The 14,382-nt window shown below is 58.8% G+C and carries 12 protein-coding genes; 1 reads left to right on the top strand and 11 read right to left on the bottom strand.

Going from position 1 to position 14,382, the window contains the following annotated elements; all coding sequences use genetic code 11:
• Positions 1-29 precede the first annotated feature (29 nt).
• Positions 30-761, top strand: a complete 732-nt coding sequence (locus ACA064_RS16150; protein WP_497669005.1) for a hypothetical protein — start codon at positions 30-32, stop codon at positions 759-761.
• 127 nt (positions 762-888) lie between these two features.
• On the opposite strand, the gene ACA064_RS16145 is transcribed toward ACA064_RS16150, so the two are convergent.
• From ACA064_RS16145 to ACA064_RS16095, 11 genes are all read right to left on the bottom strand, one after another.
• A complete protein-coding gene (locus ACA064_RS16145) occupies positions 889-2,367 on the bottom strand; it encodes a family 16 glycosylhydrolase (protein ID WP_497669004.1) in 1,479 nt (492 codons plus the stop codon).
• 213 nt (positions 2,368-2,580) lie between these two features.
• Entirely contained in the window at positions 2,581-3,507 is a 927-nt protein-coding gene (locus ACA064_RS16140; protein WP_497669003.1) for a glycosyltransferase, read from the bottom strand.
• 197 nt (positions 3,508-3,704) lie between these two features.
• Positions 3,705-4,754 carry a UDP-glucose 4-epimerase GalE gene (gene galE, locus ACA064_RS16135; RefSeq protein WP_497669002.1) on the bottom strand — a complete coding sequence of 350 codons (1,050 nt, stop codon included), beginning with the start codon at positions 4,752-4,754 and terminating at the stop codon, positions 3,705-3,707.
• A gap of 113 nt (positions 4,755-4,867) precedes the next feature.
• Positions 4,868-6,286 carry an oligosaccharide flippase family protein gene (locus ACA064_RS16130; protein WP_497669001.1) on the bottom strand — a complete coding sequence of 473 codons (1,419 nt, stop codon included), beginning with the start codon at positions 6,284-6,286 and terminating at the stop codon, positions 4,868-4,870.
• A 13-nt stretch (positions 6,287-6,299) separates the two neighbouring features.
• Positions 6,300-7,253 (bottom strand): glycosyltransferase family 2 protein, encoded by a 954-nt coding sequence (locus ACA064_RS16125; protein ID WP_497669000.1) that lies wholly within the window; start codon positions 7,251-7,253, stop codon positions 6,300-6,302.
• A gap of 17 nt (positions 7,254-7,270) precedes the next feature.
• On the bottom strand, positions 7,271-8,584 hold the full coding sequence (locus tag ACA064_RS16120) for an O-antigen ligase family protein (RefSeq protein ID WP_497668999.1): 1,314 nt from the start codon (positions 8,582-8,584) through the stop codon (positions 7,271-7,273).
• Positions 8,581-9,693: a glycosyltransferase gene (locus ACA064_RS16115; protein WP_497668998.1), complete on the bottom strand. Its 1,113-nt coding sequence runs from the start codon at positions 9,691-9,693 to the stop codon at positions 8,581-8,583. Before ACA064_RS16115 ends, ACA064_RS16120 begins: the two co-directional genes overlap by 4 nt.
• Positions 9,690-10,769 carry a glycosyltransferase gene (locus ACA064_RS16110; RefSeq protein WP_497668997.1) on the bottom strand — a complete coding sequence of 360 codons (1,080 nt, stop codon included), beginning with the start codon at positions 10,767-10,769 and terminating at the stop codon, positions 9,690-9,692. The genes ACA064_RS16115 and ACA064_RS16110 overlap by 4 nt, the downstream gene beginning before the upstream one ends.
• A gap of 16 nt (positions 10,770-10,785) precedes the next feature.
• Positions 10,786-11,490 carry a WecB/TagA/CpsF family glycosyltransferase gene (locus ACA064_RS16105; RefSeq protein WP_497668996.1) on the bottom strand — a complete coding sequence of 235 codons (705 nt, stop codon included), beginning with the start codon at positions 11,488-11,490 and terminating at the stop codon, positions 10,786-10,788.
• A 62-nt stretch (positions 11,491-11,552) separates the two neighbouring features.
• The gene (locus ACA064_RS16100) at positions 11,553-12,884 is read right to left on the bottom strand and encodes a UDP-glucose dehydrogenase family protein (protein WP_497668995.1); all 1,332 of its coding nucleotides are present in this window, start codon (positions 12,882-12,884) and stop codon (positions 11,553-11,555) included.
• 46 nt (positions 12,885-12,930) lie between these two features.
• Positions 12,931-14,322 carry an undecaprenyl-phosphate glucose phosphotransferase gene (locus ACA064_RS16095; protein WP_497674258.1) on the bottom strand — a complete coding sequence of 464 codons (1,392 nt, stop codon included), beginning with the start codon at positions 14,320-14,322 and terminating at the stop codon, positions 12,931-12,933.
• Between the last annotated feature and the right edge of the window lie 60 nt (positions 14,323-14,382).

Here is a 14,382-nt window from a genome sequence, read left to right as displayed (position 1 = left end):
ACCCACTCAGAAAGAACAGAGCTATAACCATGAATGAGCACAAGCGTGACCTGTTGGAGCAGGTACTGATCGCCCATGGTGGCCTCGAACGCTGGAACAGCTTCAGCACCGTTCGCGCCACCCTGGTGACCGGCGGCTTGCTGTGGGGCATGAAAGGGCTGACGCAGGACAGCACACCACGCCAGATGACCGTCTGGTTGCATGAGCAGAGAGCCTCGGTGATGCCTTTCGGGGCGCTTGATCAGCTTACCGCCTTCACGTCGGATCGAATCGCCATCGAAAAGACTGACGGGCAGGTGGTGGCCGAACGCCTGGCGCCACGGGAGTCCTTTCGTGGCCACGGGGAGACGACCCCCTGGGATCCACTTCAGCGGGCGTACTTCAACGGTTATGCGCTCTGGTCCTACCTGACCATGCCCTTCCTGTTCACCTTGCCGGGTGTCGATACCGAGGAGATCGCGCCCTGGCAAGAGGGGGCCCAGCTATGGCGCCGGCTGCGGGTGCGCTTTCCCGAGAGCATCGCTACCCACTGTGTGGAACAGGATTTCTATTTCGGCGAGGACTACCTGCTTCGTCGCCACGACTACAACGTGGATGTGAGTGGTGGCCTGCCTGCCGCCCAGTACGTTCATGACTACGTAGAAGTGCAGGGGCTGCGCATGCCCGGCAAGCGACGGGCCTATCGGCGCGGGGCGGACGGGCAGGCCGTCAAGGATGAGTTGCTGGTGGCTATCGACCTCAGCGAAATCGGCTATTCGTAGCGCATTGCGCAAATGGCCACGAGCATTCCTGACCCTCTTTAACGGCCTGGTGACTGGAAGGAAAACTGCTATTTTCTGCTATTCACCAGGGACCACTCCGGGTCGATTACGGATGGGCCAGTCCAGGCTATCTACTACGTCGCCACACCTTGAGGTAATCGACCCTGAAGGTGGAGGGCAGGTCGGCATCGTCGACCACGCCGAACCAATTCCACATGGCTTCGCTGTCAAAGACGATCTGCATCGGGAAGAAGAAGTGGGTGTTCTTCGCTTCCCTGACCAGTACCCCGTCGACGTACCAGCGCAGGGTGTCGGGTTGCCAGTCAAAGCCGTAGACGTGGAATGTGCTTGCCAGGCGCCATGGGCTGATCCAGTTGCTGCCATCGCTTAAATGCTCGGTACTCTGTGGCGTGGCCCAAACGTGGGCGTTCATGTTGTACAGGCGGTCGAAGGCGCCGTTTTTGGTCTTGCCGCCGATTTCGAATATGTCGATTTCCGTGGCGTTGTCGGCAAGCCCTGTCCACGCTAGCCAGAACGCGCTGGAGCCGGCCGAGTTCATGGGCTTGGCGCGGGCCTCGTAGTAGCCGTAAGCACTGCGCTCGATAGTGCGGACCATCGCTGAGGTGTAGTCCTTGTAGCCCAGGCGGACGTACTTGTCCGGCAAGATTTCCTTACGGAAGAAGATATTCAGGTTGCCATTGTTTACGGTCGCATTGTTCGGCGTGAACAGCGCCGGTTTACGACCGAGTGACTCGGTGCCCATGGCATTGTTGACGTGCCAGCGGCTGGCATCAAGGGCAGCGCCGTCGAAGTCGTCGGAAAACTGCCGGTCCAGAATCCATTGGCCGCTATTGGCCTGATCGGACAGCGGCAGATTGACGTTGGTCTGTTTCGGTACGCTGCCCAGCGGGCCGACGCGGGTCCAGGAATTGGCTTGCTTGGGGATGGCGACGGACCATTTGTCCGCCAGGTACTGAAACACGCTTTGGCGCTCGTCCTGGGAGACCAGGGGACGGTCGTACACCAGGACTTCCGCGATGTCGCCGCGCAGATGTTCAGAGCTGCCGACCACGTTTCGCCCCACCGCGTAGGGGCCTATGGGCACATCGTTGAGCTCCAGGAAGGAAAGGGTCGAATCGTAGGCGCTGGGCTGTTGCACGCTAATGCCGAAATTCGGTGCCACGTTGTCGTTATCGGCGATCTGCGGGCGCGAGCTGAACAGCCGCTGCCAGGTGTCGCCGCCGGCTTGCTCGGTCAGTCGACGTGAGACGATCAATACGGTAACAGGGCCTTTTGCGGCGCGGATCGTCTTGCCAAGAAACGCCGAAGCACCAGCCAAACGCACCACCGAGTGGCCATTCATGGCGTTTGCCACCCGTTGCGGGCGCGAGGCGACTGCAGCATCGTCTACGGTTGCGTCGTTGGACTTGCCGGACTTGTCGTGCCACCGCTGGAGACGGTTCTGAGCGTCGAGGGTCATTTTCGACGAGTCGGCAGCATCGAGCCACAGCACCAGACCGGTGGCGAGCGGACGGGGAGCAGGGGCTGCGATCGCGTAACAGGCAATCGATGCCAATAGGCCTACCAGCAAAAAATCCCTGAGCATGTGCATCCCCTGGGTGCAATGGAGAACTTGCGCGTCACCGCATCAAGGCCAGTAATTCGGGTTGGGAGCGGTAGCCATGCGGGTTACTCGACTCCATCGCCAGGTGTCGACGATCATCTGCATCAGGTCGCGCTGCGCGAACCAGCCAGATGTGGTTGTCTTCCAGGCGCAAGGAAAGAATGAGGGCTCTGCGATCGATGGATTGCAGTCGACTCAGGGGGCCTTGCGCAATGTTTTCAGGCACGCATAGAGATAGCGCAGGATCGGTTTGCCGTTGGCGAAGATCAGCGCTTGCCAGGAATGCTCAAGCATCTGTCTGAACACCCTAATCACCTGCGCATGTTCGCCGAGTCTGGAAAACGCATTGAGAAAGTCGGTGTGGTTGCCCAGCACGAAATCGATCCGTTGCTGCTTGCTTAGCTGCGCGCCGTAGCGTGCGAGGTATAGCTCGATGAATTTGACTTTGTGCGGGTAGTATTTGTGCGGTTGCGCGGTCATGTTGCCGCGATCTACCCCGCGCGTAATCAGTACCTGCGGCATCGTGTGAATCTCCCAGCGCTCGGCGATCCGCGTCCATAGCAAGCGGTCTTCGGCAAAGTGAATGGACGGATCGAAACCGCCCAGGGCCACAATGACCTCGCGCACCACCACCACACCGGACGTACCATTGATTACGTTGCGGTAGATGAAATCGCTGAAGTGCTTGCCGCCCTTGCGTCGATCTTCCAGCTGCCGGGTTCCGTCGCTGAACTCGCTCATCTGGTAGCAATCGATGAGCCCGACCGGGTGCCCCAGGCGCCAGAGTTCGGCATAGAGCGCCAACTGCTTTTCCAGTTTTTGTGGATGCCATTGGTCATCGGCATCGAGGAATGCAATAAAGGTTTCTTTGGCACGCAAGATGCCCCTGTTCCGCGCGCTGCCCGGCCCCTCATTGGCCTGCTGCAATAGCGTCAGGGGGAAGGGCGCGGCATAGTCCCTGACAATTTGCGGACCAGGATCGGTGGAACCATCATCGATCACGATAACGTTATCGGGCAGCCGGGATTGATGGCTCAGCGACTCCAGCGTCTTTTGAATGGTGGCAGCGGCGTTGTACATCGGAATGACTACACATACCGACTGGTAGATGTCGTTTGACACGTGCTTTTCTCCTCGGAAATTGCGTTGGCAGGTACGCCGTTGAGCACGATGCTGTCACTAGGAATGTTGCGCTTTCGGCGGCAACGATGGGCAATGTTCTCGGTACCAGGCCATCGGATAGCTGCCGGGTTTCTGCACTTCTCCATTGATGTATAACGAACGGTAGGCGATCAGACTCAGGCTAAGGTCATTGTGCGTTACCGCATCAAGGCCAGTAATTCGGGTTGGGAGCGGTAGCCATGCGGGTTACTCGACTGCCATCGCCAGGTGTCGACGATCATCTGCATCAGGTCGCGCTGCGCGCACCAGCCCAGATCACGCCCTGCCTTGCTGGGGTCGGCCCAGCATTCGGCGATATCGCCGGCGCGGCGCGGGGCGAATCGGTAGGGGATGGTAATACCGGTAACGTCCTCGAAGCTGTGGATTATCTGCAGCACGCTGTAGCCAATGCCTGTTCCCAGGTTCCAGATGTGGATGCCGCTACTGCGCTGCAACGCCTGCAGCGCTTTGAGATGGCCATCGGCAAGGTCGACCACATGGACATAGTCGCGCACACAGGTACCGTCGACGGTGGGATAGTCATTGCCGAACACTGTGAGTTCGGGTATCCGGCCAATCGCGACCTGCGTCAGGCAAGGCAGCAGGTTGTTGGGCCTGCCGTTCGGGTCTTCCCCGATCAGCCCGCTTTCGTGGGCGCCAATCGGGTTGAAGTAGCGCAATAGAGCGATGCTCCAGCGTGGATCGGACACGGACAGGTCGGTGAGCAACTCTTCGATCATCAGCTTGGTGCGCCCGTATGGATTGATCGGTTTGCCGGTGGCCAGGTCTTCGCCGATCGGTATCTGGGTGGGTTCGCCATAGACGGTGGCCGACGAGCTGAACACCAGCTTGAATACTTCAGAACGGGCCATGGCCTGGCATAGATTGAGCGTGCCGGCAACATTGTTGGCGTAATACTCCAACGGTTTTCGAAGGCTTTCTTCCACGGATTTGAAGCTGGCAAAATGCACCACGGCATCAATGTCGTAGCGGCTGAAAATGTCGTCGAGCAAGTTCGTGTTGCGAATATCGCCCTCGATGAAGTCGACCCGCGTATGGGTCAGTCGCTCCAGACGCGCGAGCGACTCTCGGCAGCTGTTACACAGATTATCGAGCACCAGCACGGGTTGGCCGGCGTCAATGAGGGTCAGGGCTGTATGGGAGCCGATGTAACCGGCCCCGCCAGTTATCAGGGTGGTTTTGCGCATGATGAGGCGTTCCTGTCACAAGGAGGTTGCACGAGTCAGGGGAATACGGGCAGGAGAAAGGTTGTTTTCGGGGGTGTCCGGAATTCACTGAGGGAGGCGTTGCGCCACTGAACTCAGCGGGCGGTGAAAACCGATTTGAATTCTTGCGGCCAGCGCGGGTGCATTACGCTATACGCCACGGCATAACTCAGCGCGCCAACCACGATGCTGCAGATCAGGTGCAGGTAGCCTTGAAAACCTAACCGGGAAGAAACCATCAGGACGATCGCTGCCATGACGAGCGAGGCAATCACGCTGCGATAGTTGGTTGCGAAAAACAGCCGCCAACCATAGCCGATTGCGCTGTTCAACCCTAGGATCTGCAGTGGCGTGATGATCGCCATCCGGGCCAGCAGGACCAGGGCGGCGGCCATGCCGCCATAGAGGCTGCCGAAGCTATAGACCAGCGCCAGTGCCAGTACCGTGGTTGCCACTTCGGCCTTGATGGTCAGGTGGCTGCGATTGACCGCGACCAGTGCGGTCGTGGCGTACATGGCGGTATTGCCGATGGCTGCCGTGCACGCAAGCACTTGCAACAGGGGAATGGCCTCGGTCCATTTGGCGCCGAAGATCAACAGGATCAGGTCGTGCGCCGTGAGTGCGATGCCGATGAACAGGGGCGTCAGCAGGAAGCCGCTGACGGCGGTCGAATCGCTGATGATCGCGCGCAACCGTGATGGATCGGCGCTGCGCCGGGCAAACACCGGCAGCGCATAGCTCATCAGACCGTGATAGATCGCCGTACGCGGCAGATCGATGATGCGCATCGCCATGTTGAACATGCCAACCGCGTTGGTGCCGGCCGTCATGCCCAAGACCACGTTGACCCCGCGCTGTAGCGTTTGCGAACTCAGCGCGTTGACGGCAACCGGTGCGCCGGCCTTCAATAGTTCGCGCAAGAACGGGCCGTCAATATAAAAGGCAATGCGTCGCGGGTCTGCGCGCATCAATACGATGATGGACACGAACTCCATGATCAGTGCCTGGGCAATGACCGCCCAGGCCCCCAACCCCCAAAGCGCGACAGCGATGCCGCCGACGCCGCCACACACCTTGCCCAGTAACGTGCGCGACGCCAGCACCCTGAAGTTGCCGCTACGGCGCATTTGCGCCACATAGACCCGCGCCATCATGGTGAACAGGATTTTCACCGAAGCCACCGCCGTCATCCATTGCAGCACCGGGTCGGGCGTGTACAGAATCACCGCGCCCGAGATGACGACGATGGACGCCAGGCTGACGAGTACCGCCGCCCAGAAGGCCGTGGTGATGTGTTTGTCCTCCAGCCGCTCGAGTCGTACCAGCGGGTCTTCCAGAACCGATGAATAAACCAGGCCGATCAACTCGACGATGGCAATGATGACCATGCCCACACCCAACTCTGCGGGCGACAGCAGCCTGGCATACGCGACAAAGGTAATCATCGACAGGAAGATCAGGCCGAATTTCTCGGTGAAGATCCAGATCAATGTAACCAGACGGTGATTGGCCATGGCGGATGCCGGTTCAATGAACGGTGGGTGACGCAGTTGCCTTGCGCAATGATCGGGCGCATGCATAGAGGCAGCGCAATGTCGGTTTGCCGTTGGCGAAGATCAGTGCTTGCCAGGAATATTCCAGCATTCGCCGGTATACGTCGATCACCTGGGCATGCTCGCCGCGTCGGGAAAATGCATTGAGAAAGTCGGTGTGGTTGCCCAGCACGAAATCGATCTGTTGCTGCTTGCTTAGCTGCGTGCCATAGCGGGCGAGGTACACTTCGATGAACCTGATCTTGTTCTGGTAGTACTTTTTCGGTTGTGCGGTCATGTTGCCGCTGTTGACCGTGCGCTCCAGCAGCACCTGTGGCACCGTGTGGATCTCCCAGTGTTCGGCGATTCGGGTCCACATGAAGCGGTCTTCGGAGTAACGCAGGCTGGCATCGAAGCCGCCGAGTTGCATGATCACGTCGCGCTTGACCAGCGCGGTGGATACGCCATTGACGACGTTGGCGTGGATGAAATCGTAGAAATGCCTGCCGTTCTTGCGCCGGTTGTCCACTTGCCGCCTACCGTCGCTGTAATTGATCTGCGCATAGCAGTCGATCAGCCCCACCGGCCGTCCCTGACGACTGAGTTCGTCATACAGTGCCAGTTGTAGCTCCAGCTTTTGCGGACGCCATTGGTCATCGGCATCGAGCAACGCCACAAAAGTCTCTTGAGTGTGCCGCAATCCGTGGTTGCGGGCGCTGGCCTGGCCTTCGTTGGCTTGCTGCAACAGCGTCAGGCGAAACGGCGCCGCGAAGTCTTTGACCCGTTGTGGTCCGTCATCGGTGGAACCATCGTCGATGACGATGACGTGATCGGGCAGTCGGGTTTGCCCGACCAGGGATGCCAGTGTTTGCTCAATGCTGTCGGCGCCGTTGTACATCGGGATCACGACGCACACTGAATGCGGTAAAGGGGGGGCTTGGTCTGGCACGGGTGTTTCTCCTTTTGTTACGCCTTGGCTGAATCGCGCGGTAATGCCCTGCCAGACGGACGCTGACGCAGGGTTGCCGGTGACAACTCGGGGTATGTCGTGTGGTGATGCCGAAAGGACAGGGCCAGGGTGCAGAACACCAAAAATTCCGCGGATCGGTAGTTGGGAATCACGTACGCCACATAGTTGGTGACGATGAACAAACCGATGATCACCAATGCGCTGACGCGAAACTGTGCCGATTGGTTCGACGTCACGGCCCGATATTGTTTGATCAGCGCTGCGCTCAGCATGAGGATCAGCGCCGTCAACTGTACGACGCCGCCGTTGAGCAAGGTTTCCATGTAGCCGCTGTGGGCGTTTCCGATGTAGCCCCAGCGGGTAATGAATGCCTCGGCGCTGCGGCTCGACCAGAAGGCGCCGAAGCCGTAGCCCTTGATGAACTCGGCATCGATCATCGGTGTGAGAATGTCCCAGATCAGCGTGCGGTCGGTGAGTGACGGGTCACGACCAACCACCCCCAGCAACAGCGAGTAGTTGCCGTATAGAAACAGGCAGATCAGCAAGTAGACGATGGTGGTACCGAAGAACGCCGCCAGCGAGCGGTTGATGCGCAAGCGGATCAGCGTGAGGAAATACCAGTAGCTCACCGTGCCGGCAAAAATCAGCGCTATTGCTGTGGCAGATTGGGCCAGCACAATGGCGACCAGAGAGAACAGCGAGTAGGTCATGGCCCAGGGGTTGCGCTGGCGGATCATCGGCAGGAGTAACAGAATGGCAATCGCATTGATCCGTGCGCCGGCATTTTTTTCCGGGAAGATCCCTTTGAACGCACCATCGCGAATGCCGCCGGAAATGAACGCGATGTCCGGCCTTATCACTGCGAAAATCAACCCGATCAACGCCGTGGCGCCGATAACACAGCCGAGCATGAAAGCGATTTTTTCAATGCTGTAGTTATAGGCGATGAAACCTGCAAAAAACACCACGCTGATCATCGCAATGAAACGTTTGAAGCTCAACAGAGGGTCGTTCGACCAGCTGATCGACACTGCCACGCAAAGCATGAACAGCAGCACAAAGAAGTTGTTCCAGTAAAAGCTTTTGCGGGTGAAGACCTTGTTGCGGATGAAGAAAAACAGCGGTACCAGCAGGGTGATCAGGCCGCAGATCTGGTTGACGACATTGCCTTCGAGGTCTTTTTCGGCGACACCCAGATTCGACGCATCACCCAGCCCGAGAAAAAAGCTGATCAGCTGGAAGTAGAACAGCACCCCGAACAGCGTGAAGGCGTCGCGCAGAGTGCTATACCTGACTTCCAGTTTTTTCATGACGGCTGGCTCCCAAGCAACGCGGCGAGATAGGTTTTCGCCGCGCAGGCGCTGGCGAAGCGGGCAGCGGCATCGATGCGGGCCTGGCGATGTGAATCACGCGGCAACGTCAGTTCCAGGGTGATGGCCCGCGCCAGTGCGGCGGGGTCGTCGACGGCCACCAGCGGGGCGACCGCGCCATCGTCGAGAATGTCTTGCGGGCCATAGGGGCAGCGGGTCGCTACGACCGGGGTGCCAGTGGACAGGGCCTCGACCAGCGCGTTGGGACTGCCCTCGAAACGCGACGACAGCACAAAGCAATCGGCCGCTGCCACTTGCGCCAATGGATCAGTGGTATAGCCCGGCAGATCGAACCGATCGGCCACGCCCAGGGCGTGTGCCTGCTCGAGCAACTGGGCTCTGAGGGTGCCTTCGCCGAAAATAATCAATCGGGTGCTGAAATCGGGTAACCGGGCGAATGCAGCGAGCAATACGTCAAAGCCTTTTTGCCGAGCCAGGCGACCCACGGCGACAATCACCGGGGTGGATTTTTCCAGCAGCCAGCGGTGGCTTGGAGGTCCCGGCGGCTTGTCGCGAAAGTCGTTGTCGAGTACCGGATTGTCGGCGATGGTGACGTCCTGCCGGCGCGTAATGGTGGTGTCGACCAGGTCCTGGGCGACGCCGCGCGAAACACAGATCACCGGGTTGGGGATGAGCCGATACAGCAGCGGTGCCAACAGGTAGGCGACCCGCACCCTCAACGCGGGGTTGACGTGTTTGTCGTAGGAAAACGCGTTGCGCTCGCTGACGTGCAGGCGCGCCAGGGTACCTGAAAGCGCGGCAGCGGCGATGGCCACCACGTTGACATGGGTGAGGGCAGCCAGTTGCGCGTCGAAGCGATTATTGCGAAGAAATCGTGCCAGTGCCGGCACCGCACTCGAGCTGCGCACACTGTTCAATTCGACCATTTTGACTCGTGGGTCGAGGTGCGCCGAGTTTATGCCGCCGCCAGTGAGCATCAGTAAGGTAACGTCATTGCCCGCTTCAGCCAGCGCACCGGCGAGGCGCGCCATCATTTTTTCGGCCCCGCCGGCGCTCAAGTCATGCAGAATAATCAGCAGCTTTTTCATTGGTTCCATACCTGGTAGTACGCCTGCGCGGCATGCTGACTGGTGTACTGGCGGACCGCATCGGCGACAACGTGCTCGCTGTGCGCAACCTGGTCATGCAAGGCCAGGCTTTGCCGCATCCCTTCGGCCAGCGCCGCTACATCGTTGACTTTGACCAGACGGCCAAGGCGGCCGTTATCAAGCAACTCCCTGGGCCCGGTTTCGCAGTCACAGGCCAGCACTGATGTACCCAGCGCCAGGGCCTCAATCAGTACCGTCGGCAAACCCTCACGCAAAGAACTCAGGACGAGCAGCCGTGCATGCCTGATCAATGGGTATGGGTTACTCAGGAAACCGGTGAAATGCACACGGCCCTCGATGCCCAGACGGCCTGCCTGTGAGGTCAGCGCGGCGAGCTCCGGGCCGTCGCCGGCGATCACCAGATCGGGCAGCACATTGCTGCGCAATGCCATGGCGTAGGCGTCGAGCATCAGGTGGAAGCCCTTCAGTTCCACCAACCGGCCCACACCTAACCAGTACTCGGCAGGCAAGCCGGTGAGCAAGGGCGCCTGTGCGGCACTGAGCAGTTGTTCGGTAACCACCGCGTTGGGGCAATAGCGGATGCGCTGGCGACCCCAGGGCATAAATTCGGCGAGGGACTGACGCAGGCCATTGGAAACCGTCACCACCTTGCCATTGCCGCACAGGTACAACGCGTAGAGCAGGCGCAGGCTGGTGGGGCTGGTCTTCTGTTCGCTGCAATCTAGTGCGGCGTGGCGGGTATAGATGACCTTGCATGGACTACCCAAGGTGGCAAACCAGGTGCAGAGGTTGGCTTGTTCCTTGGCGGCGATGAGGTGGGTCACCCCCTCACGGCGAATGATCTGGCGCAGCAGTACGATGGACTTGAGCAGGCCGACGATTCCACTGCCGCCGCCATTGAGGGTTGCAGCCCCTGCGTCGTCTGGAATATCGCCGTTCATGACGAAAAAACCGACCCGCTGGCCATCCTTGAGAAATTGCCTGGCCAGGCGTTGCTGGACTCGCTCGACGCCACCATCCGGCTTGAAGTCCTTGAGGATAAATAGGATGTGCATGGTCATTACCCAGCGCTCAGGGTGTGATGTTGATGGCCACTTCGCGCCGAACGATCATCTCCACTAGATGAAAAAAATTGTTCGGATAGTCGACCAGGTAGCGCTTGATGGTGTGCGGTTCGCGGTACATTCGATAGAACGCGCGCAGATGCAGGCGGTTGACCGGCTCAGGGTAGTAATGATGAGTGGCCATGGCCTCCTGGCGAATGAAGCCGCCACAGGTGAATGCCACACCGGTGAAGCCTGCGCGCAGGGCATCCTGCACGAACTGTTCTTGAAGCCCGGCGCCCAGGCCGACGATCAGGATGTTCGCTTCGCTGCGAGAGATGTCTGCGTGAATGCACGCGGCTTGCGGAGCCTCGAAGTAGCCGTGGTGATGACCTGCGACAATCAACGCCGGGTAGCGGTCCTCGATCTTATTGATGAACAGCTCCAGTTCGTCTTGCCTGGCACCGACAAAATACACACGCTTGCCTTGTTTCTCGGCACAGTTGAATACAGGGTCGGCGATGGACGTGAAGTCGAAGCTGACCCGGCCGATAGGCCGGCCGGTGACCCGAGACATGAACGTAGACATCAGCATGCCGTCGCAAAAATAGGCGATGGTGCTCGGGGGCTGATCGAAAAAACTGCCGATGGACGCAAAATTAATGAAAGAAAACGCCTTGTTGGCTTCTAGCAAACTCGGTGTGTAATTCCCGATTAATTCCAGCGTGATCATTGCCTGACTCCTTATGAAATTGCTTCATGGGGTCTTTAGCGAAAGGTGACTGATGCAGGCGTTTAGCGAGTGGGCCGCCCCACTGAAATGTATGTAAAGCCGCGTTGTCTCAAGCGCCGCGGATCGAAAAGGTTGCGCCCATCGAAAATCAGCGGTTGCCTGAGTAGCCGACCAAGGAGGTCGAAGTCCGGTGCACGGAACGCTTGCCATTCGGTGACGATGATCAGCGCATCGGCATTTCTGAGTGCCGCTTCCTTGGTGCCTGTAAGGGTCAGGTCATCGCGCGAGCCATAGATACGCTGGGCTTCTTCCATGGCTTTTGGGTCGAATGCCTGGACGCTGGCTCCGGCGCTCCAGAGGGCTTCCATCAAGCTTCGGCTTGGGGCTTCGCGCATGTCATCGGTATTGGGTTTGAAGCTCAAGCCCCACAGGGCGAAGGTCTTGCCGTGAAGAGCGCCGTCGAAGTGATTGAAAATCTTGTTGAACAGGGTGGTTTTTTGTTCGTTGTTACGCGACTCGACCGCCTTGAGCACACGTGCGTCAATGTCGACGCTTGTGGCTGCATGAATCATTGCTCGCACGTCCTTGGGAAAGCACGAGCCACCGTAGCCGAGACCTGGATAGATAAATTGATAACCAATGCGTGGATCAGAGCCGATGCCGTGGCGAACCATTTCAATATCGGCACCGAGTTTCTCGGCGAGGCTGGCCATTTCGTTCATAAAACTGATCTTGGTCGCCAGCATGCAGTTGGCGGCATACTTGGTCAGCTCGGCGCTGCGTACATCCATGACGATGATTTTTTCACGGTTGCGATTGAACGGCTCGTACAGTTCGCGCATGACATCTTCAGCGCGCTTGCACTCGGTGCCAATGATGATCCGGTCCGGGCGCATGCAGTCCTCCACCGCGCAACCTTCCTTGAGAAACTCCGGGTTGGAGATTACGTCGAAGGTCAGATTGTTGCGGTCGTTGTCCGCCAGCACCTGGGCAATGTGCGCGCGCACGAGGTCGCCCGTGCCGACCGGGACCGTGGATTTGTCGACGATGAATTGATGGCGCTGCATGTTCAGAGCGATGGTTTGAGCCACGCTCAGTACATATTTGAGGTCTGCCGAGCCATATTCGTCGGGGGGAGTGCCGACGGCGATCAACTGCACATCGCCATGGTGCACAGCACCAGCAAGGTCAGTACTGAACTGTAGCCGTCCGCTCTTGTAGTTATCGCGTACCAGATTCTCCAGGCCTGGCTCGTGAATGGGCAGCGTACCGTCCTTCAGCGCCTCCACCTTGCCGACATCGACATCCACGCAGATCACATTGTGGCCCACTTCTGCCAGAACAGCCCCCTGCACAAGGCCGACATAGCCGATGCCGAATACGGTCACATTCATGAGAACACCTCGGTGTTTCTTGAGATTGAAACGATTGGGCGCGACATCAGTAAGTGTTTTTCGAGAACAGCGTGAACGGCGTCTTGAGCAGAATCTTTATGTCCAGCCACAGCGACCATTGGTTGATGTAGTTGAGGTCCTGGACGACGCGCTGCTGCATTTTTTCCAGTGTCTCGGTCTCACCTCGATGCCCGGTGATCTGGGCCAACCCGGTGATTCCCGGTTTGAGGCGATGACGGGCCATGTAGGCGCGCACCTTGCCGGTGTAGTAAATATTGTGAGTGACGGCGTGCGGTCGGGGGCCGACAAGGGCCATCTCGCCGAACAGCACGTTGAACAGCTGCGGCAGCTCGTCGATGGAGCTACGGCGCAAAAAGCGCCCAACAGGGGTGATACGGTCATCCTCGCGAGTCGCCTGGCGCACTTCGCTGTCGTTGTGCAGGCGCATCGAACGGAACTTCCAAACCTTGATCACCTCAGCGTTACAACCGTGACGATTTTGCTTGAATAACACCGGGCCCGGTGACGAGAGCTTGACGGCTGCCGCAACGACCAGTAGCAACGGGCTGAGCAAAATAATGGCCACGGCGGCCAGGCTGCGCTCGAACATTTCCTTGCAGAGCAGGCTGCCGGGGTGCGAACTGATGAGGCTTTCATTGAGATAGAAGGCCGGCATTCGCTCTATTTCCGAGATCGACTGGTTGAGCAGCAACATACTGCCGAAATCAGGGATCCAGACCACGTCGACGTTCATGTCCAGCAGATCGATGTACAGGGCTTCAATGGTTGCTGCTTGCGCCATCGGCAGGACGATGTAGACGCGGCGTACTTGCAGGCGAGTGATGATCTCGCGAATCTCGTCGACGTGGCCCAGGAGCGGCAGAATGCTCGGGGCCGGGCCGGTGTTGTCAGCGGCGGCGATGAAACCCAGTACCGGTACGCGGTTCGGTCTGGAAAGTTTCTTGGCCAGTTTATGGGCGGTCAGGCAGGTGCCGATTATCACTGAGCGGCGCTCGTTGCAGAGTTTGCGCGAATGCAGTCGGGCCAGGTAGTGGAGGGGCAAAAAACTGGCGGCCTGGATCAGGTAACCCAGCACTGCCCAGACGATGATCACTTGACGCGAAAAAATGGCGCTGGTCTGGGTTATGAAGGCGATGGTGATCAGAACGGCCAGCAAGATCAACCAGCCGGCCATCAACCGGCCGAGCCCCGCCAACAGCCCATGACGCTTGTGGTAAACCTGCATGACGCTGTAGATCGGAACCGAACCGAAGACAGTGAGAATCATCAGAACCCGGTATTCACTGTTCAGGCTGCCGACGCGCCAGTACACGAGCAGCATCAGCAGCAGGTTGACCAGGCTGAATGCGCACAGCCACTGCCCCCAGAAGGTCAAACCTCGGCGGTGTGCCATTTGAGCGGTATATAGCGGTGTCATCGGCTCAACCTCTAGGGTCATACATCGGCGCCGGTCGGGTACTGCATGACTTCATCCCGT

It is taken from the genome of Pseudomonas sp. LBUM1658 (genome assembly GCF_059716055.1).
The sequence above is the reverse complement of the archived record's forward strand: the minus strand, read 5'-3'. Positions and strand labels throughout refer to the sequence as shown.

Bases quoted from the DNA above. Each gene is read 5' to 3' on its own strand.
- ACA064_RS16150 (WP_497669005.1), top strand. From the start codon at position 30: ATGAATGAGCACAAGCGTGACCTGTTGGAGCAGGTACTGATCGCCCAT.
- ACA064_RS16145 (WP_497669004.1), bottom strand. From the start codon at position 2,367: ATGCTCAGGGATTTTTTGCTGGTAGGCCTATTGGCATCGATTGCCTGT.
- galE (WP_497669002.1), bottom strand. From the start codon at position 4,754: ATGCGCAAAACCACCCTGATAACTGGCGGGGCCGGTTACATCGGCTCC.
- ACA064_RS16130 (WP_497669001.1), bottom strand. From the start codon at position 6,286: ATGGCCAATCACCGTCTGGTTACATTGATCTGGATCTTCACCGAGAAA.
- ACA064_RS16120 (WP_497668999.1), bottom strand. From the start codon at position 8,584: ATGAAAAAACTGGAAGTCAGGTATAGCACTCTGCGCGACGCCTTCACG.
- ACA064_RS16115 (WP_497668998.1), bottom strand. From the start codon at position 9,693: ATGAAAAAGCTGCTGATTATTCTGCATGACTTGAGCGCCGGCGGGGCC.
- ACA064_RS16110 (WP_497668997.1), bottom strand. From the start codon at position 10,769: ATGCACATCCTATTTATCCTCAAGGACTTCAAGCCGGATGGTGGCGTC.
- ACA064_RS16105 (WP_497668996.1), bottom strand. From the start codon at position 11,490: ATGATCACGCTGGAATTAATCGGGAATTACACACCGAGTTTGCTAGAA.
- ACA064_RS16100 (WP_497668995.1), bottom strand. From the start codon at position 12,884: ATGAATGTGACCGTATTCGGCATCGGCTATGTCGGCCTTGTGCAGGGG.
- ACA064_RS16095 (WP_497674258.1), bottom strand. From the start codon at position 14,322: ATGACACCGCTATATACCGCTCAAATGGCACACCGCCGAGGTTTGACC.